This is a genomic window from Marinobacter fuscus (genome assembly GCF_003007675.1).
Lineage (GTDB): Bacteria > Pseudomonadota > Gammaproteobacteria > Pseudomonadales > Oleiphilaceae > Marinobacter > Marinobacter fuscus.
The window spans coordinates 22,594-41,439 of the sequence record NZ_PXNP01000030.1; the positions used below are offsets into that span (position 1 = coordinate 22,594).

The 18,846-nt window shown below is 57.4% G+C and carries 21 protein-coding genes and 1 pseudogene; 8 read left to right on the forward strand and 14 right to left on the reverse strand.

The features are described from left to right. The first annotated feature begins 11 nt into the window (after positions 1-11). Complete coding sequence (arfB, locus tag C7H09_RS07645; RefSeq protein WP_106761992.1) at positions 12-425, forward strand: alternative ribosome rescue aminoacyl-tRNA hydrolase ArfB; 414 nt, start codon at positions 12-14, stop codon at positions 423-425. Here arfB and C7H09_RS07650 read toward each other — a convergent pair. After that, positions 424-735: pseudogene (locus tag C7H09_RS07650) on the reverse strand (BCCT family transporter); the annotation flags it as partial. The gene arfB and the pseudogene C7H09_RS07650 sit on opposite strands and share 2 nt — an antisense overlap. Before the next feature lie 349 nt (positions 736-1,084). Here C7H09_RS07650 and C7H09_RS07655 point away from each other — a divergent pair. The 3 genes from C7H09_RS07655 to C7H09_RS07665 all read left to right on the forward strand — a co-directional run bounded on the left by C7H09_RS07655 (position 1,085) and on the right by C7H09_RS07665 (position 2,754). Further along, positions 1,085-1,555: a hypothetical protein gene (locus C7H09_RS07655; RefSeq protein ID WP_106761994.1), complete on the forward strand. Its 471-nt coding sequence runs from the start codon at positions 1,085-1,087 to the stop codon at positions 1,553-1,555. Positions 1,556-1,760: 205 nt separating this feature from the next. Further along, on the forward strand, positions 1,761-2,555 hold the full coding sequence (locus C7H09_RS07660) for an MHYT domain-containing protein (protein ID WP_106761995.1): 795 nt from the start codon (positions 1,761-1,763) through the stop codon (positions 2,553-2,555). After that, the gene (locus tag C7H09_RS07665; protein ID WP_106761996.1) at positions 2,542-2,754 is read left to right on the forward strand and encodes a hypothetical protein; all 213 of its coding nucleotides are present in this window, start codon (positions 2,542-2,544) and stop codon (positions 2,752-2,754) included. The genes C7H09_RS07660 and C7H09_RS07665 overlap by 14 nt, the downstream gene beginning before the upstream one ends. 159 nt (positions 2,755-2,913) lie before the next feature. Here the strand turns inward: C7H09_RS07665 and C7H09_RS07670 are convergent, their stop codons facing one another. The 3 genes from C7H09_RS07670 to C7H09_RS07680 all read right to left on the reverse strand — a co-directional run bounded on the left by C7H09_RS07670 (position 2,914) and on the right by C7H09_RS07680 (position 6,747). Beyond that, positions 2,914-4,230: a methyl-accepting chemotaxis protein gene (locus C7H09_RS07670; RefSeq protein ID WP_106761997.1), complete on the reverse strand. Its 1,317-nt coding sequence runs from the start codon at positions 4,228-4,230 to the stop codon at positions 2,914-2,916. 173 nt (positions 4,231-4,403) lie between these two features. Continuing rightward, on the reverse strand, positions 4,404-5,720 hold the full coding sequence (locus C7H09_RS07675; protein ID WP_106761998.1) for an MFS transporter: 1,317 nt from the start codon (positions 5,718-5,720) through the stop codon (positions 4,404-4,406). A 130-nt stretch (positions 5,721-5,850) separates the two neighbouring features. Beyond that, positions 5,851-6,747, reverse strand: coding sequence for a LysR substrate-binding domain-containing protein (locus C7H09_RS07680; protein WP_206074288.1), 897 nt, complete (start codon positions 6,745-6,747; stop codon positions 5,851-5,853). A gap of 172 nt (positions 6,748-6,919) precedes the next feature. On the opposite strand from C7H09_RS07680, the gene C7H09_RS07685 reads away from it, so the two are divergent. Then, entirely contained in the window at positions 6,920-7,906 is a 987-nt protein-coding gene (locus tag C7H09_RS07685; RefSeq protein WP_106762000.1) for a DMT family transporter, read from the forward strand. 117 nt (positions 7,907-8,023) lie between these two features. Beyond that, entirely contained in the window at positions 8,024-8,584 is a 561-nt protein-coding gene (locus tag C7H09_RS07690; protein ID WP_106762001.1) for an LOG family protein, read from the forward strand. Between the two features lie 68 nt (positions 8,585-8,652). Here the strand turns inward: C7H09_RS07690 and pdxR are convergent, their stop codons facing one another. Next, positions 8,653-10,083, reverse strand: coding sequence for a MocR-like pyridoxine biosynthesis transcription factor PdxR (gene pdxR / locus C7H09_RS07695; RefSeq protein WP_240616530.1), 1,431 nt, complete (start codon positions 10,081-10,083; stop codon positions 8,653-8,655). A 104-nt stretch (positions 10,084-10,187) separates the two neighbouring features. On the opposite strand from pdxR, the gene C7H09_RS07700 reads away from it, so the two are divergent. Then, positions 10,188-10,787, forward strand: a complete 600-nt coding sequence (locus C7H09_RS07700) for a pyridoxamine 5'-phosphate oxidase family protein (RefSeq protein WP_106762003.1) — start codon at positions 10,188-10,190, stop codon at positions 10,785-10,787. Between the two features lie 40 nt (positions 10,788-10,827). Here the strand turns inward: C7H09_RS07700 and C7H09_RS07705 are convergent, their stop codons facing one another. From C7H09_RS07705 to C7H09_RS07715, 3 genes are all read right to left on the reverse strand, one after another. Continuing rightward, positions 10,828-11,778, reverse strand: coding sequence for an adenosine deaminase (locus tag C7H09_RS07705; RefSeq protein ID WP_106762004.1), 951 nt, complete (start codon positions 11,776-11,778; stop codon positions 10,828-10,830). 37 nt (positions 11,779-11,815) lie between these two features. Next, the gene (locus C7H09_RS07710) at positions 11,816-12,208 is read right to left on the reverse strand and encodes a DUF2750 domain-containing protein (protein ID WP_106762005.1); all 393 of its coding nucleotides are present in this window, start codon (positions 12,206-12,208) and stop codon (positions 11,816-11,818) included. A gap of 182 nt (positions 12,209-12,390) precedes the next feature. Continuing rightward, on the reverse strand, positions 12,391-13,125 hold the full coding sequence (locus C7H09_RS07715) for a ZIP family metal transporter (protein WP_106762006.1): 735 nt from the start codon (positions 13,123-13,125) through the stop codon (positions 12,391-12,393). A 114-nt stretch (positions 13,126-13,239) separates the two neighbouring features. On the opposite strand from C7H09_RS07715, the gene C7H09_RS07720 reads away from it, so the two are divergent. After that, positions 13,240-13,437 carry a hypothetical protein gene (locus C7H09_RS07720; RefSeq protein ID WP_106762007.1) on the forward strand — a complete coding sequence of 66 codons (198 nt, stop codon included), beginning with the start codon at positions 13,240-13,242 and terminating at the stop codon, positions 13,435-13,437. Positions 13,438-13,446: 9 nt separating this feature from the next. Here the strand turns inward: C7H09_RS07720 and C7H09_RS07725 are convergent, their stop codons facing one another. From C7H09_RS07725 to radD, 6 genes are all read right to left on the reverse strand, one after another. Continuing rightward, positions 13,447-13,626 (reverse strand): hypothetical protein, encoded by a 180-nt coding sequence (locus C7H09_RS07725; protein ID WP_106762008.1) that lies wholly within the window; start codon positions 13,624-13,626, stop codon positions 13,447-13,449. Positions 13,627-13,692: 66 nt separating this feature from the next. Then, on the reverse strand, positions 13,693-14,997 hold the full coding sequence (locus C7H09_RS07730; protein ID WP_106762009.1) for a TRAP transporter large permease: 1,305 nt from the start codon (positions 14,995-14,997) through the stop codon (positions 13,693-13,695). Beyond that, positions 14,987-15,481: a TRAP transporter small permease gene (locus C7H09_RS07735; RefSeq protein ID WP_106762010.1), complete on the reverse strand. Its 495-nt coding sequence runs from the start codon at positions 15,479-15,481 to the stop codon at positions 14,987-14,989. Before C7H09_RS07735 ends, C7H09_RS07730 begins: the two co-directional genes overlap by 11 nt. Before the next feature lie 60 nt (positions 15,482-15,541). Continuing rightward, complete coding sequence (locus tag C7H09_RS07740) at positions 15,542-16,555, reverse strand: DctP family TRAP transporter solute-binding subunit (RefSeq protein ID WP_106762011.1); 1,014 nt, start codon at positions 16,553-16,555, stop codon at positions 15,542-15,544. Positions 16,556-16,682: 127 nt separating this feature from the next. Next, positions 16,683-17,057 (reverse strand): thioredoxin family protein, encoded by a 375-nt coding sequence (locus C7H09_RS07745; protein ID WP_240616531.1) that lies wholly within the window; start codon positions 17,055-17,057, stop codon positions 16,683-16,685. Continuing rightward, on the reverse strand, positions 17,054-18,820 hold the full coding sequence (gene radD, locus C7H09_RS07750) for a DNA repair helicase RadD (protein WP_106762013.1): 1,767 nt from the start codon (positions 18,818-18,820) through the stop codon (positions 17,054-17,056). Before radD ends, C7H09_RS07745 begins: the two co-directional genes overlap by 4 nt. Positions 18,821-18,846 lie beyond the last annotated feature (26 nt).

Genomic DNA, 18,846 nt, shown 5'->3' on the forward strand with positions numbered 1-18,846 from the left:
TTGCCTGCCTCATGCTGACTCTCTCCAACGCCGTTTCCCTGGCCGACTGGGAAATCCAGATCACCCAGATACGCGCGCAGGGTGCCGGAGGCCAGAACGTAAACAAAGTGGCCTCGGCGGTACACCTTCGGTTCGATATACCTCACTCTACGCTGCCGCCTTTCTACAAGGAGCGGTTAATGGCACTGTCTGACCAGCGCATCAGCAAAGACGGTGTGATCATTATCAAGGCGCAGTCTTTTCGCACCTTCGAACAAAACAAAGAGGACGCCCTGAACCGGCTAAAGACACTGATCCAGTCTGCGGTGAAGCCGACAAAAGCGCGAAGGCCAACCCGGCCGACCCGGGCTTCTCAAAGGCGGCGGGTAGATAAGAAAACTCACCGCGGTGCCATTAAGGCAGGCCGCGGAAAAGTACAGCTCTGATTGAGAGCCAGCGGAAGAGGCTGATCTCCGGCTTATCCATATCGCCAATCCGGGCGCGCCCGGCACGGCTGATCGCAGTCCCTACCGCAATAAAGAACGTCATCAGAAGAAGAAACTGGAAAAACGAACCCAGATACTTGGCTGTCCAGGTAAACCCGGAACCAATCAATCCGGCTACCATATCAGCGTCGGCCAGAGAAGCGCCGACGAAAAGCAGAATAAAACCTATGGTGAGCACCAGGACAACGGGGTCACTGTCATGCAGAAGGCGGGCACGAAACGATTCGGATGAGACAGTTTTTGCTGTCATGAGAGGGGGTTCCTTTTGGGAAAAAACGGGCGACCCTACAGGAACTGATCGAAAAATGCACGAATCTACGGGAAATTACGGACGCCCCGGTGGATCGGATGGTCTCCCATGATCAAGCCCACAGACCAACGCGGGGTTTTCCCACAGATTCTGTGGATAAGATTGTTGGCAATCGCAGGATAGCCGGTGCAAACCGTTCAACCACGGGGCCTGACAGGAAGCGGAGGTAAAATAGCCAGTTCCGGAATAACCGTCGGGATTACCTGACAATGAGCATATTTTAAGCGAACTCCTGTGGATATTTCCGTAGCCTGAAATTTTCCACATTCACCCAAACGGGGCGTACCCCATGATCGATATGCTGAGAAACATCCCGCTACGTGCCTTGTTCGCAAGACTGTTTTCCCTGCTGTTCTTTTTCCTGGCCTTCACCCTGGTTGCGGCCACCATATCGGATGTTATTGAAATACTCAGATCTGATCAGCCTCTGATGAAAGCCATGATCAACGGTGTCAATGGCAGCATCATCGCGTTGGCTGTGTATGAACTGGCGATGGTTATCCGCTCGGAGTACAGCGGCCGGTCCGAATCTCACGACATTATGACCATGATGCGGCGCACCCTTCCCAGGTTTATCAGTACCGTTTGTGTGGCTATGTCGCTGGAGGGCCTGATCATGATCATCAAGTACAGCCAACTGGAACTGGCGGGCAACCTGGTGTACCCGGTTGCCATTATCGCAAGCACCGCCCTGTTGCTGGCTGCGCTGGGCGTGTTTCTAAAAATGGCGCCCCGTGAAAGCGACAACAACTGTAGCTAGCAGCCCGTTCGCATTGTTGTACAGAACCACCTACTCTGTCGGTACTTCTGCGGATACGGAGATGACCAGGAAAACAGTCTTTTCGAGGATCCAACGGCATTGCCGATGGTGACTCTATCGAGCTAATTATGTAATAATACCCGACATATAGCGCCCCTGTCGTGGGCGCCACTTCCCGTAATCCCGAATAATCCAAAGGAACATCATGCAAGGATCTTACGATCTCGGCCTCGTGCTGGCGTCATACTGTGTGGCTGTTATTGCTGCTTTCTCGGCTATCTATTTTGGAACCCGCGTTCGCGATCTCACCCAAGGATCCCAAACCTTCCTGTTCACGGCGGGTACGCTGTGCCTCGGCACCGGCATATGGTCTATGCATTTTGTTGGCATGAGCGCCTACGAAATGCCTATGGATATGGAAATGAGTTTTGACCTGACCCTGACCGCACTCTCGTTTGTTTTTGCTCTGGGCGCGTCTGCCCTTGGTATGTGGGGCATTACGAGGCAAACCCTTTCTGTCACGCAGCTGGCAGCCAGTGCCCTGGTGATGGGTTTGGGCATCTTTACCATGCACTACTGCGGGATGTTTGCCATGCAGATGAATCCTCCCATCCAGTATGATTCGGCCATCGTGTTCGCCTCTGGCCTGGTTGCGGTCGCAGCCTCGGGGGCGGCCCTTGTGATCTGCCGCAACATCGGCCGGGTACCGGCCAGATACAGCCTCGTTGTCCGGGCGTCTGCTGCGCTGGTTATGGGTGTCGCTGTATGCGGTATGCACTATACGGGAATGGCGGCGATCAGCCTGCCAATGGATGCGTCCATGCCAGCAGACAACCTCTTGCGGGGCAACTGGATGGGCACCCCCACTGCGCTGGCCGCCTCGGTTTTCCTGTTGCTGCTGGTCTATATTGCTTACCAGGATTTCCGCGAGATGGAACGCGCCCGCAAAGCAGAGCAGGAGGCAGCAGACGCCGCCCGATTCACTGGTGAGCCTGGCTGAGCGAATCAGCGAGCAACTCGGACGCTCGCCAGACGCAACGCGGAAAGACGCGACCTACCGGTTCGGTATCGGCTATTGCCATTACCCCAGGTATGGCACCATACCCAGGCTACTGATTCGTCAGGCTCAGGTTATCAAAGTCCGCTTTCAGCCAACGGCCAACAGCACGGAATACCTGAAGTCTGCTGTGGGTGGCTAAACCACACATCCGGCACCGCTTCCCCGTGAGTTTTCCCACATAAACTGTGGATAACCTTGTTGGAAACATCATGACAGGTAACGCAAAGCCTGTAACCACGGGGCTTCAGGAAAAGCGAAGCTTAATTGATCAATCGTCGCCCTTGAGGGCGACGATTGATCAGCGCTCCAGCCGATCAGCGAAACGGGACACCGCCTCTACAACCTCCCGAGACGCTGTCTGAATGCCGTTGATCACCTCGTCTGCCTCATGCACAAGATTACGCACAGCCTCCGCCTGCGCCTTGCTGGCTTCAATGGTGTGAACGGCTTTTGAGGTTAATTGCTGATTCTGCTGAACCACCGCGACAATTTCTTCTGTTGCTGCCGAAGTACGAGACGCCAGTTGGCGCACTTCATCGGCAACCACGGCAAAGCCGCGCCCCTGCTCCCCGGCCCGGGCTGCCTCAATGGCCGCGTTCAGAGCCAGCAAATTGGTCTGGTCTGCGATGCCACTGATGCTCTGGATGATTGTGGTAATCTGCTGTGACTGCTGATCCAGATCACTGATCCCGGCTACCGCATCGTTCATCTGCTGAGCCAGTTGCTGCATAACGTTGGCGGTATCCTGCATCACCTCTATACCCCGCCGGGCACTGGCATCGGTTGCCTGAGAAGTGTCGTAGGCAACCGATGCCGCATTCGCCACTTCGCGCTCGTGATGCACCTGTTCGGTAATCACAGTGGCAAACTTCACGATCTTGTAAAGCTCGTTACGGGAGTTCTGGATAGGGTTATAAGACGCTTCCAGCCAGACTTCACGGCCGGATTTATCCAGGCGCCGAAACCTGTCAGCAACAAACTCGCCCTGCCGCAAGCGTTCCCAGAATGCATGATAATCCGGTGATTTGTATTCCTCCGGCGCACAGAAAATTCTGTGATGCTTGCCTTTCACCTCATCCAGTGAATAGCCCGTGGACTGCAAAAACAGCTTGTTGGCGAACAACACCGTGCCATCCAGATCAAACTCTATGACCGCCATAGACCGCTGCATGGCCTTGATAAGGTTTTCATAATTTGCCGACGCATCAATCGTTTTAGTCAGGTTGTTGGCAAAGATGGTGATGTGATCCAGGCGCCCGCCCGAGGTTTTGATCGGGCACACCGTTGCCCGAAACCACAGGTGCTTGCCGTCCTGATTCTGCACCTGCCAGGCACCAGACCAGACGCGGGCCTTGTCCAGAGCTGACATCATTAACCGGAAGTGCTCGGTTTTTCGCAAAGACCCCGGCACCAGATCCCTGGGATGCTGGCCAACAACCTGCTCATGGCCAGGACCGAACGCGGTCTGGAATTTCTCATTGTAAGAGAGAATGGCACAGTCGGAGTTGAGTTCCAGAGTCATAAGTTCAGCCCCAACGTCATCCACCAGTTGCTGCAACATGAACAGCTCTTCTTTCAAGCCGGTATTTTCCTGCTGGAGTTTTTTACCAAACATTGATGGGTGATCTCCTGTGAGCGGTGATCCCGAGGGCCCTGGTTTTAAATTCGCGTAATAGCAACACTATCGACCGGGTAGAGCGATTCTTGAGCGACACCGATCGAAAGGCCTGGCGGCCTTGCAAGAGACAGCCTAGCGGCTATCCATGAATCCGGCCACGTCCAAGTGGCTTACCCGGAACGCTCCGCCTCCGTGGCTGGCACCTTCAGCATCAACACAAAACCCACCAGCAAAAACAGCAAAATGGTACTCATTCCCCAGCGCTGACTTCCGGTTGCAGCGGTCACCCAGCCCACCAGCAAAGGCCCGGCAAAAGCCGTCGCTTTACCGGAAAAAGCAAACAGCCCGAACATCTGGGTTTGCAGGTGCGGCGGCGCCACCCGGGCAAGATGGGATCGGCTGGCCGACTGCAATGGCCCCACGAATATCCCCAGGATCATGCCCCATATCCAGAACCCGGTGGCACCCTCCACCAGCAGAATGGCGAGAGCGCTGCTTGCCAGCCCCGCCAGCGACAGGAGTATGGTGTTCCGCCCGCCCAGAGCGTCGTCAATCCAGGCAAAGGCCAGGGCACCCAGCCCCGCGGTCACGTTCAGGGCAATGGCGAACTGAAGAACTTCGCTGGGGCTCATGGCAAACGTGCCCGCGGCATAGACACCACCAAAGGTGAAAATGGTGGCCAGGCCATCGGTATAGAGCATTCTGGCCACCAGAAAGCGCACGATATCCCGATACTGGCGGACATGGGCAATGGACTCCCGAAGTTGCCCAAATCCCGCCCGGGTTGCCGCCGCCAACCCCAGCCCGGTGGCAGGGCGATCCGGTATAAAAAAGAACGCGGGCAAAGCGAACACCAGATACCACACCGCCACCAGCACAAAGGTGGCCCGGATGTGCTCGGCCTCCGCGTGATCCAGCCCCAGAAAGCCGTCACCTGCCTCAATAAACCCGAATAACGCAATCACCAGGCTGGCAATACCACCCACATAACCCAGCCCCCAGGCCCACCCGGACCAACGGCCGGTACGCGCCGGGCTGGCCAGATCCGGCAACATGGCGTTATAGAATATGAACGCGAATTCGGCCCCCAGCGTGCCCAGCCCCACCCAAAGCGCCGCCTTCCAGAATTGATCCTGATCTGGCGTTACCGTCCACAACATGCCCGAAGCCAGTACACACAACAGGGTAAAGCCAACAAACCAGGGCTTCCTGCGCCCGGACTGGTCGGCAATGGCCCCGAGTATGGGTGCTAGCAGTGCGATGACAACCCCGGCAACCCCCACAATGTTGCCCCAGGCCCTTGTGCCTGCCACGTCATCCTGAATCACCGACACACTGAAATACTGGGCAAACACAAACGTCAGCACGATGGTAAAAAAGGCACTGTTCGCCCAGTCGTACAAGGCCCAGGACCAGAGCGCGCGCTTGTTCTCAGCAGCAGCCTGCGGTGGGTTCGACGACGATGGGGCAGAAGAGTGGTTGGGCATTTCAGGGCAAGACTCCTGATCCTTGGGAATGATACGAGGTCTGATTGTGGCCGCATTTGTTACACCTGGCCACTACCGATCAGACAGAATTGCTTCGGGCTTCAGGGCAAACGACAGAGTCACAGCGCGGTTACATACGTACGCTTTCCAGCAGCCAGTGCTGAAATGTCTTGGCGGCGGGTTTCAGCGGTTCCCGGGCATGGTGAACCAGGTAATCCATTTTGCCGACATCGTACACGAAGTCGCCCACCCGCTTCAGAGTGCCCTCATTTACCGCCTTGGACACCAGAAAATCCCAGCCCAGGCAGACACCAAAGCCTTCCAGAGCGGCACCGTAGGTAAGTGACATCTGGTTGAACGTCAGGGCGTCCGGGTGGGGTTCGTAGTCTTCATTGAAGTGTGCAAACCAGGCGCGCCAATCGATGCAGTCCCAATCGCTGGAGTCCATCTCGATCAGTGGCAACTGCTTCAGATCCCGCGGATGGTTCAGGTCCGGCAAAGGCATATCCACCCGGCACACCGGGTACACGTATTCGTGGAACAATGGCGAAGCCTCCAGGCCCGGCCATTGGCCGTTGCCAAACAGCACCCCGAAATCGTATTTATTGATCACCGCCGGGGTAATGGCGTTGTCGGACTGAATCCTGATGGTGATGCCCGGGTGGGCTCGCTTAAACGCTATAACTTTGGGGAATAGCCAGTACTGGGCCACCGCATGGGTGGCAATCACCGTGACCGTGTGGGCATCGTGGCGCTGGCGTACCCGGTCGATGCCCGCCGACAACTGGGCCAGTGCGGGCTGGATTTCCTGCAGCAGAGTAACCCCCGCCGCGGTCAGTTCGGTACCTCGTGAATGCCTTGTAAACACCGGCGTTCGGGTGTACTCCTCAAGGGTACGCACCTGCTTACTGACCGCACTCTGGCTGAGGTACAACTCATTGCCAGCGGCAGAGAAACTGCCCAGCCGGGCAACCGCTTCAAACGCCAGCATGGCATGTATTGGGGGTAAGCGTTTTGGTTTCGGCACAGGCTAACCATCCAGTTCAGGGCACTAACGCCCTATTCTGCGCCATTAAGCGGTTCAAAAACAGGCCTGATATTCCATATCGGACTGGCTCAATGCCAGTTTGTCGCTACCGGCACACTGGGAACCTGCGTAAGCTTGCGGGCCTTTAACACCGTCAGAACAGGATAGCGAGATGATCAAAAGCGGCGTACTTCTGGGTGCAGGCGCGGGTGCCTGCTGGGGGCTGGTATTTCTGATCCCCCTGGTGCTCAGCGGCTTCAGCCCGCTGGAAATTGCCTCAGGCCGCTTTCTGGTTTACGGCTCGGTGTCTTTACTGCTGTTGCTGCCCTTTCTGCCCCGGATGGCACGCGGGCTGGGCATCCGGGATATCGGCTTTCTACTGGCGCTCGGGGCCTCCGGCAACGTGCTGTTTTATGTGTTCCTGGCATCCTCCATTCAGAAGGTAGGCGTGGCACCGGCGGCGCTGGTGATTGGCTTGGTGCCGGTTCTGGTCACGATTCTCGGCCGCAATGATCAGGGTACCGTTCCGCTGCCACAACTGGTATTGCCACTGGCCATGCTGGTGGTGGGCATGGTGTGCATCACTGTCGACACACTTCAGGTTGCCGGCTCTACCGCCAACACCTTGCTCGACGCGATTCTCGGGCTGCTCTTCGCCGCGGGCGCCCTGGTGAGCTGGAGCTTTTATGCCGTATTCAACGCACGGGCACTGAAAGCCAATACGGTGGTTTCCAGCCAGCAATGGGCGTACCTGACCGGCATGGCCTCAGGCTTCTGGGCACTGGTTCTGGCGCTGGTGATCTGGGGTTTTCAATCGCCGTCGACGGCAGGCAGCACCGCAGGGGGCGAAACACTGGACTGGCAGATGTTCTGGCTGGTCAGCCTGGGTATCGGCCTGGTGGGCTCGGTGCTGGCAAATGGGCTTTGGAACGGTGCCTCCCGGCGCTTGCCGATGACCCTCACCGCGCAAGTGTTCGCCTTCGAACCTCTGTTCGCACTGATTTACGGTTTTGTTTTCGAGGCCCGATTGCCACGACCGCTGGAGATGGCGGCCGTGCTGTTACTGATCAGCGCAATGCTTTGGACAGTTCAGAAACATTCCGTAGCGGGCAAGCGGGAGCGCCAGCAGAAACAGGCGCTCACTTCACCAGCCTCCTGAGCCAATATCCGGATCAAGACGCCACAGGAGCAGGGTCGGCAAGGGCAAATTATTCGCTCATTCCCGCGCGACCTGAGACAATTCTTGAAATCGATTCGAGGGAGTTAGATCAAGCACATGAAAATTGCCGTGTTTTGTGGTTCAAGCAGCGGTGAGAATCCGGTATTCGCCCAGGCAACCCGGGCTCTGGGGCATTACCTGGCAACCAACGGAGTAGATCTGGTGTACGGCGGCGGCAACGTCGGCCTGATGGGCGTGGTGGCAGATGCCTTTCTTGAAAAAGGCGCCAAGGTGTACGGGGTGATTCCCGAGCACCTGAAAGATCGGGAACTGGCCCATCATGGCCTGACCGAATTGAAGATTGTTGCCAATATGCACGAACGAAAGGCAGCCATGGCACAGATGGCCGATGCCTTTGTTGCCCTGCCCGGTGGCGTTGGCACACTCGAAGAAATCTTCGAAGCCTGGACCTGGACCCAGCTTGGCTACTACTCCAAGCCCTGTGCCTTTTACAACATCAACGGGTTCTACAATCTGCTGTTCGAGACGATCTCGAACATGGCGACAACCGGCTTTGTGAAACCACAGCACGCCGATATGCTGATTCGCACCGACAACGCCGAAGAACTGCTCACTGCCATCCGCAGCTATGAGGCACCTCGGCCGAAATGGACTTGAGGGCTCAATGCGCTGGACTTTAGGTTGGCGGCACACGCCGCCACCAAGCGGCGCAAAGTATTTGCTGCCTATTTGACCAGGCCCGCTCTCATGGCACGGACACACTCGTCCATCTCACGCTCACTGGCACTGGCGAAGCCCATCACCAGCCCCTGGCGGACATCATCGCCAATAAAATGCGCGCTCAGGGGGGTGCTGCCGAAACCGCGGGTTCGTAGCCAGGCACTCAGGGCAACATCATCGAAGTCGCCTTCCAGCACCAGATGCATACCCGCGCTTTCAGCAATGGGTTGAACCAGCCCTTCCAGATGTTCGTGAACGGCGCTTTGGAAATACTGCCACTTATCCAGGTACAACTGGCGCATACGCCGCACATGCCGCACATGCCGCGCAAACTGCCCGGATTCCAGAAACTCGGCAATGGTTGCCTGCATCAACAGGGGCGTTTCACCACCACTGATCTGTTTCGCCCAAAGCACCGGCTCGACTACTGGCTCCGGTAAAACCAGGTAACCCACCCGCAACGCCGGCAACAGGGTTTTGCTGAAGCTGCCCATATACAGCACCGGCGCGTTATCAAACATGCCCTGCACCGCCGCGAACGGCTTGTTGTAGAAATGAAACTCGCTGTCGTAGTCATCCTCCACAATCCAGCAGTCATTTTCCTGAGCCCATTGCACAAGCGCTATCCGCTGAGACAGATCCAGAATGCCACCCATTGGATACTGGTGCGTGGGGGTGCACGCCAGCAATCGGGCACGGCCAAGGCGGGGCAGCGCAGCCACATCAAGTACCTGATTGCGTAAAGGCACGGGTATCACGGCATTGCCCAGGCGCCCCAGAGCATTTCGAGCGCCCCGGTAACCCGGGTTTTCGCACAACACCCAGTCGCCTGGCTGAAGAAACACATCCGCCAGCAGCGAGAGCGCTTGCTGGGCGCCGTTGGTGATAACGATCTGATCCGGCTCACAACGCACTCCCCGGGAGCTGCGAAGGTACGCGGCAAGGGCTCGCCGAAGGGGCAGGTACCCCTGAATGCTGTCGTAACCAAGCAGCAGGCGCCGGCTTTCCTGATGATGCAGGGCCCGGTTCCAGGCTTTGACGGGAAACGCCGTAAGATCCGGCAAGCCCGGCTGAAACGGCAGGTTGGCGTCATCCACTCGGCGCCGCGGGCTGCCGCCTCTTGCCGGAATCGAGGGCAAAGAGGCGCCCGTTTGTAACGGCGCGCTCGGCCCCGTACCCGCAGGCTTTACCGTCGATGCAATGTCCTGATGAACGAAAACGCCTTTGCCTGCGCGACTTTGCAGAAAGCCCTCAGCCTTGAGCTGATCGTACACCGCATTCACGGTATTTCGGCTGATACCAAGATCCAACGCCAACTGACGGCTGGAAGGCAACCGATGCCCCGGTAAATAACGCTGCGCCAGAATCCGCTCCGCGATCTGCCTGTACAGTTGCTGCTGCAAGGGCTCCTGCCCCTGAAACCGGATATCACTCACCACGCTAACTGGCCCTATAAAAATTCATGTTCTGGATCTTTTGATGGTATCAGAAGTAACTTCAAATAGAGGGGACGATCACACCACAACGAAAGGAATTCAGTATGAACTTTTCGCACGCCGCCGCTCCTTCGCCCCTTACGTCCTGCCCGCGTAGCAAGGTGCGGCGTGCTGCCAAACGGGCATCGACCGACCGGGCGACGGCCTATCAGCTAATTGATCGGCTGAAAACCGCGCACCTCGGCTTTGTGGAGGATGGTGAACCTCGAATCATCCCCATCACGGCCTGGCGATTCGGTGACAACCTCTATCTGCATGCCCTGAACGGGGGGCGGCTATCCCGGCACCTGGAGTCCGGAGCCTTACTGTGTGTCTCGTTCGCGGTCACCAACGAATGGGTGATGACCAAATCGGCCTATCATCACAGCGCCAACTATGAATCGCTGGTGCTGTTCGGGCGAGCCGAGTTGGTAGAAACAGACGCTGAGTTCGATGCCGCCTTCAGAGCCATCATCAACCAGTTGGAACCTGGCCGCTGGGAACAGGTTCGAGCGCCGAACCGCAAGGAGCGAAAAGCAACGGCTCTGTTCCGGATTGCCATCAAGGAAGGGTCTTTCAAAAGCCGAACCGGTGGACCGAACGAGGATCCCGAAGATATGGACATCCCGGTATGGCACGGCACTCTGCCCGCCCATGCCCGATAGCTTCGGTCTTTGCACCCTTGGCGGCAAGTGCCGCCAAGCTTCAGATCAGCCGTGCATCCAGACTGTTCTGGGCTAGCTGCCGGGCCTGGGCCTCGGTCATTCCGAGGCTGTCGCGCAGTGCCACAAAGTTTTCGAGCACATAGCCACCGAAGTAGGCCGGGTCATCGGAATTGACGGTGACTTTCAGGCCGCGCTCCAGCAACTCCAGAATATTGTGCTGGGCCATGTTGTCGAACACCCGCAGTTTAATGTTCGACAGCGGGCACACGGTTAGCGGAACCTGCTCTTCCGCCAGCCGATCCAGCAGCCTGGGGTCTTCAACCGCGCGTACGCCATGGTCGATCCGGCTGACTTTCAACAGATCCAACGCCTGCCAGATGTACTCGGGCGGGCCTTCTTCTCCGGCGTGAGCTACCGCCAGCAGGCCTTCCGCCCGGGCCTTGGCAAATACCCGCTCGAACTTGCTGGGCGGATGCCCCTGCTCCGAGCTGTCCAACCCCACGGCGAAAAACTGATCGCGGAACGGCATGGCCTGCTCAAGCGTCTGAAACGCCTCGTCTTCGGACAAGTGCCGGAGAAAACTCAGGATCAACCCACCGCTGATACCCAGCTGTTTCTGGCCATCGGCCAAGGCAGCGGTAATACCGCGGATAGCCACTTCAAACGGAATATCACGTTCTGTGTGGGTTTGCGGATCGTAGAAAGGCTCCACATGCACCACACCCTGAGCCTGACAGCGCTGCAAATACGCCCAGGTGAGGTCGTAAAAATCCTGCTCGGTACGCAGCACATTGGCGCCCTGGTAATACAGATCCAGGAACTCCTGCAGATTGTTGAATGAATAGGCCTGGCGCAGCTGCTCCACATCCTGCCACGGCAAATCGATCTTGTTGCGTTCGGCCAGCCGGAACAGCAGTTCTGGCTCCAGGGCACCTTCAATATGCAGATGCAACTCGGCTTTGGGCAGGGTTTTCAGCCAGGAATCGTTCATTGCTCACTCCACAGATTCATTCGTTTTTATTATACGATCAAAAGAAACCGGGGCCCGCCATGGCTTCCTGCAAATCGCTTTTCAGCTCCTCGGGCGAGGTAATCCACAGGTCACTCTGCGGGCAGGGAAACACACCAACTTCGATGCCATCCCGTGACAATCCGGGCACCCACTTCTTGAAAAAGTCCGGCAATGACACTGCCTTTGCCGAGAGCCCAGCGTCGCCATCAGCGTACGCCTCAGCCAGTGCTTCTGTGGGCCAGACCGGAAGATAGGCAAGGCCGTCTTCATCCGAGACAATCTTCAGAAACTGCTGCTCCGGATTAATCAGTATCCAGATATCCCGTTCTTCCGCGACCGCGTCCAGAAAGTAGTCGTAGCGTTCCTCACCGTCCATTTCCAGAAACGGCTCTAAGGGGCTATTGCTCATGAAGGCTCCATTGGTCAGAATCAAGACAATGCAAAAAGGCTTTCAGCGGGGCTGATACCCTGCCGAGAAAGCCTGGCAGTATACAAAGAAAGTCTGCCCATGAGTCTGGATGTATCGGTCAGCTCATAGTTTGGGGCTGCTCAGTGACCAGGTGATTGCCGGGACTTTCCACAGAAAGACAATTAACCGGTTAGAGCCACTTCCCCGATAACCCCGAGCAGAAACCCCGCCAGAGCACCCAGCGGCGGTGCCCAGTGCCTATCCAGCCGAGCCTGGGGCGCGATGTCCTGAAAGATAATGTACAGAATGCCACCGGCGGCAAACAGCATAATGCCAGACACAAGCTGGGGCGTATCGGACAGCAGGAAGTAACCCAGAGCTCCGGCCGCCGGGCCCAGCAAGGCCATCAATGTAAATGACCCCACAATCTTGCGGCGACGGTAATGGGTGGCATCGGCCATTTCGCGGTAAGAATTGAAGCCTTCGGGTAAATTCTGCAACGCAATAATGCCTGCCAGTAACACACCGCCCTCACTGGACACCGAAAAGGTCGCCCCCAACGCCATGGCTTCCGGCACAAAGTCCGACAACATTGCCACCAGCTGGCTGGCCGGTGTACCGTTTTTCGCCAGCCAGCGATCCAGAGCCATAAACGCAAGGCCGCCCGCGGCAAAACACAATACGATCGAGGGCATCGCCAGATTCTCGGTTCCGTCTGGCACCAGAACCAGCGCCACCGCCGCCAGCAATGCGCCGCCGCCAAAGGCAATCACACTGTGCCTGAGCTCAGTTTCCAGCCATCGTGGATGAATCCGCTCAATCGACGCCAGCGCCGCCCCCACGGGCATGGCCAGGCCCGCCATCAGGGTCAGCAACAAAATTTGCACCAGCCCATTGCTCTGAAGCGCTTCGATCATAAAGCCATCCGCATAGCCAAATTCCCTTTTGTTTCGGTTTTCCGAAATTTTTTAATAGCAAAATGCCCCAATATCTAAGGCAACCATTCAAATAAACTATCAGAAGGAACCTTGATGACCCCGATTATCAAACAATTTCTTGTTGTTTCAAGTATCTATATGCTCCCACCATGCGCGAGTGCCGCAGACAGCGACAGCGTGGCGCCTGAAACAAGCACGAACCCGGCCTTTACATCGATGAATCAGGACGCCGCGACACCGCAACTCATGGGCCAGTGGGAAAACCCGTTCCGGGATAGCTTTCCGGAATAATGTCCCGTCTCAGAAAAAGAAATGCCGGATCATCTGCAGCACAATCAATAGTGCCATCAGCGGAATAATCCAGCGGGAGAGGCGGCTGTAATCCTGCGGCTCACCCTTGGCGCTGAATTTCTCGATCAGCGGAATCAGGATCACCAGAGCCAGAAACAGCACCAGTAGAATGGTCAGCAATGTGCTCATGGCAAGTGGCTCCCTGTGCCGGTAAAAGCGGCAGTGACCCGCCGCTATGCCGTCTGCAAGTATCGGTTACCAGGAACCTACCACATAACCCAGTTGCTCTGGCAACCATAGCGCAATCCCAGGCAACAACATCACCAGTAACAGGCTGGCGGCCATGGCGGCGATAAACACCAGCGACCAGCCAATGGTATGCTCAAGGCGGATGTTGGCTATGCGGGTGGTCACCATCAGGTTCACCGCCACCGGCGGTGTGAACTGGCCAATGGCAATATTCATGGCCAGCAGAATGCCGAACCAGATCGGGTTCCAGCCAAAGTGATTCATCAGCGGCAACACAATGGGAATCAGAATAAGGTAGATGGAGATGGCATCCAGCAGCATGCCAGCAATCAGCACCAGTATCATCACCAGTCCCAGCAATACCCAGCCGTTTTCCGACAGCGACAACAAGGCGTCCGCCAGATGCTGGAAGGTGCCGAGGGTAGTGCCAGCCCAGGCAAAGATACCCGCCAGGGCAATGATAAACATCACCACACCGGAGGTAACGGCGGCTTCAGTCATCAGGTTCCACAGATCTTTCAGGCCCAGGTTGCGATACAACAGGCAGCCCACCAGAACCCCGTAGGTCACCGCCACCACGGCGGCTTCCGTGGGCGTAAACAGGCCAGAACGCAGGCCACCCAGAATAATCACCGGAGCAAACAACGCAGGCAGCGCGGCCTTGAAACTGGGCCAAAGCTCCGGCCGATCAACCGTTTCCGGATCTTCCCAACGATACTTGCGAGCGAAGAACAGCGCAGGCGCCAACAGCGACACGCCCGCCAGAATACCGGGGAACAACCCCGCTGCGAACAGCGCCCGTAAATCCACACCCGGCACCACAATGGAATAGAGAATCAGGGCAATGGACGGCGGAATCAGAATCGCCGTGGAAGACGATGCGGCAATCAATGAGGCCGAGAACGGCTGGGGATAACCGGCCTTCTTCATACTCGGCAACATCACCATGGCCACGGCGGCCGCATCGGCCGGGCCGGAACCACTCATACCACCCATAATCAGGCACACCAGCACCGCCACCACAGTCAGCCCGCCATGGCGCGGGCCGATAATCGCCTGGGCAAAGCGCACCAGGCTGGCCGCCACCCCGGCCCGCTCGAAAATCAGCCCGGTCAGGATAAACAGCGGAATCGCAATCAGCGGGTATTTCGCCACACTGTTGTAGGTGTTGGTGCCAAAGGTGCCGAGCATGGCGGGCGGCAACCCGGCCACAATACCCACAACACCGCCAACCCCCAGCGCGATTGCCACCGGTACGCCCAGCAAAAGCGCCAGCAGAAAACTGCCAATCATCAGCAGATCAGGACTCATGAATCACCTCCGGCTCCTGTTTACCGCGAAGGCGATCCACCAGGCTCTGAGTCATCCGGATAATGATGGCCAGCGACAGCAACGGCAGCCAGATAACGTAAATCCAGTTCGGCAACCCCAGCCCCGGCGACAGCGACTCCCACTCGTACTCTTGCAGGGCAAAGGTACTGCCGTACCAGACCATCACGCCCAGCACGATCACACCCGCCAGCCACTGCAGCAGATAAACCACTTTGCACGCCCACCGGGGCAGATAGTGTTCCACCAGCTCGATACGGATGTGCTGGTTTTGGCGCGCCGCCACGGCGGCCCCGGCAAAGGTAAGCACCACCAGGAAAAACACCGAAAACTCTTCGGTAAAGGCAAAAGATGCATCCGTTGCGTAGCGGACAATCACATTACCCAGACTGATCCCACATATGGCAATCAGCGCAATGGTGGCCAGCCAGGCCTCCGGGCGGAACTTGGGAAAACGGCGAGGCATGGGCACTCCGGGTTGGGAAGCGCGCCCGCCATCAAAAGCGGGCGCAAGGCTTGGCGTGAATTACGGGTTACGGTTCGCGACCGCGTCCTGGGCCTGCTTGATCAAATCTTCACCAATCCGTGAGCTCCACTTGTCGTACACCGCCTGGGTGGCCTTTTTGAAGGCTTCACGCTGCTCTGGGGTCAGCTCGGTCACTTCCACGCCACGCTCCTTGATGGCCGCCAGAATACCCTCAACCTCGCTGCGGGATTTTTCGATTTCCCATTGGCCTGCATCGATGGCGGCCTGCTGCAACAGCGCCTGATCTTCCGCGCTGAACTGATCCCAAACCCGGTTGCTGATGGCGAAGACCAGCGGGTCGGCCATGTAATGCCAGCGGGTCAGGTACTTCTGGCCCACCTGGTCGATACGCGCCACATCAAAAACCGACAGAGGGTTTTCCTGGCCATCCACGGCACCGGTGGTGAGCGCTGGCTTGGCGTCTGCCCAGCTCATCTGGGTAGGGTTGGCGCCGAGCGCCGTGAAGGTATCCTGGAACAATGGTGAACCCACCACCCGGATTTTCAGTCCATCCAGATCCGATGGCTCATCAATCATCAGTTTGGAGTTGGACAGTTCGCGGAACCCATTCTCGCCCCAGGCCAGCGGGGTTACGCCCCGCTTCTTGATGGCGGCAAAGACCGCCTCCCCCGCCTCACCCTGGGTAATGGCATCAATCGCAGCGTAGTCCGGCATCAAAAACGGCAGCGAAAACAGGTTCAACTCCGGCACCTGGGGCGACCAGTTAATGGTGGAGCCCACCGCCATATCAATCAACCCGGAGCGCATGGCGGAGAATTCCTTGGTCTGGTCGCCGGAGACCAGCTGGGAATTGCTGTAGATTTTCATGTTGATGCGCCCCTCAGAGCGCTCTTTCACCAGCTCCACCCATTTGTCGGCGGCCTGGCCCCAGGGAAATGCGGACGGCAGCACGGTCGACACGGTGTATTCGTCTTTATACTGGGCGTGTGAGACGGCGCTGAACATAAAGGTTGCTGCGGCAGTAGCAGCCAGAAATGCGCGACGATTCAACATAATTTTATCCTTTCTTATTGGAGCAGACAGGGCCACTCATGCGCGGCCAGGCAGCGGGAACGAACCGCGATTATAGAAATGCCGTGGATAGGTGGCAATACAAACAAAAGTCCCAGAGGACGGCTTTTTACAGCAACTGGTAGGGCCGTTCCAGGGCCTGGCGAATATCCGCGATCGAGAACACCCGGGCAAATTCGGCAAAACGCTGCCCTTGGAACCAGAGCTGCACGACTGGCAGTGAGAAAATCCCCTGCGACGCGCACAGTGCCATGGCGGCCTGCTGGCAATCGATATAGGCCGTTGTAACCCTGGGGAATTCGCGCGCAACCAGCGCCTTCAGCTGCGGTTTTATAGCCTGGCAAACGCCACAGTGGGCGCCGCCAAACAACAGTAAGACAGCCTCGCTGATTTCAAGGAGGTCGGTTAACTGCTTTTCGGTGACGACGGAGATCATCGGTTGAGGTTTCGAGTCTGGGCAATGGAATTCAAGCGACGGCGTCATCTGACCTCATTCGCCTTACGATACTGTCCACGGTAATCAAACACCCGCTCCTGCACCTGCCAGTAATGCTTGTGCTTACGGGCAATGACAAAATCCGGGGCGGGTAACAGGGCCTGCATTTCCAGCACCTCACTGGCCTGATGGAACGTTTTCGGCGCCTGGCCGCTGGCAAACCGGCGGCCAAACAACTTGTTGAATACCGCACGCTGGCCCGGTTTACTGAAATCAAACCACTCCCGGAGCTCTTCGCCGTCTTCACCATGGTAGGTCATGCTCAGCCTGGCACCGTCAACACTCAATGAGAGCCCGGCACAACGAATCACCATGGCGTCTTTGAGTCTGAGGGCATCCCGTAACTGGTCGTCCGGGTCAATAATAGCCTTCTGGCAATGCCCGCAGTTGCGGGCGGCAATGTCGTTTTCACCACCGCAGTGGGGGCATTCCTTGAATCGGAACCGGTAATCGCACTGCGCCGGGCGCGAGGCCTCTCCCTCCGGCGGCTCCAGCAGCCCCTGGCACCGGCGGCCGTAGTGTTCGAAAACCCGGCCGTCGTTGTCGGTTTTGCCCCAGAAGATATTGGCAAAACCGCAGCCCGGGCAGAATACCTGAACCGGCTGACTGTCCGGGTTCGGCTTGGGCTCACCCACCTCCGGGTGGTGCAGGTTCACATGGTTGCCAGCGTAGTCGATGACCAAGCAATCTTTTTTGCCTCTATCCAGCCGTAATCCACGGCCCACCATCTGCTGGTAAAGACTCACTGACTGGGTCGGCCTTAGAATGGCAATCAAATCCACATGGGGCGCATCAAAGCCCGTGGTCAGCACCGACACGTTCACCAGATACTTCAACTGGCGCTGTTTGAAGCGCTGGATGCACGCATCCCGATCTTTCCCATCAGTGGCCCCGGTTACCAGAGCGGTTTGCGGCTCCGGCAGATAACCGCAAATCTCGCGGGCATGCTCAACGGTCGCCGCGAAGATCATCACCCCCTGGCGCTCGGCTGCCAGGGCCATCACCTGCTCAATGATGGCCCGGGTCACCCGCTTGTATTTGCCCAGCAACCGGTTCACATCCCGCTCGGCGTATTCGCCAAAACGATCCTGGGGCAGCGCCGAGAAATCGTATTGCGCCACGGCGGCGTTTACCAGTTCCGGCGGCGTGAGATAGCCCCGGTTGATCATGTAACTCAGTGGCAATTCGTAAATGCAGTGCCGGAACGGTTTGCTGTCATCATCTTCCGAGCCCCGAACAAAGCCCCGGTAGTGAAAACGGTAAATCCAACCCATGGCCAGCCGGTAAGGCGTGGCGGTAAGGCCAAGCACTTTCAGGGCATCGTTCTGCTGGCGCAGAAACTCGATGATGCGTTGATACTGGCTGGTATCTTCGCCACTGACCCGATGGCATTCGTCGATAATCACCAGCGAATATTCATCCCGAAAGGCCTCAAGATTTGCCGCCACCGACTGCACGCTGGCAAAGGTCACTTGATGCAGATTCTCTTTGCGCTTCAGTCCCGCCGAAAAGATACCACCGGTCAAACCATAGCTTTCGTATTTGGCGTGGTTTTGCTCAACCAGCTCTTTTACGTGCGTTAGCACCAGAATCTTGCGCCGCGCCAGCCGGGCCAGTTCGGCAATCACCAGGCTTTTACCCGCGCCCGTAGGCAGCACAATCACCGCCGACTCATCGGATTTGCGGAAATGATCCAGCGTGGCGTTTACGGCCTCTTGCTGGTAAGGGCGGAGCTTAAAGGCGGGGCTCATTGGCAAAAAAGACTCTCCAGAGCACC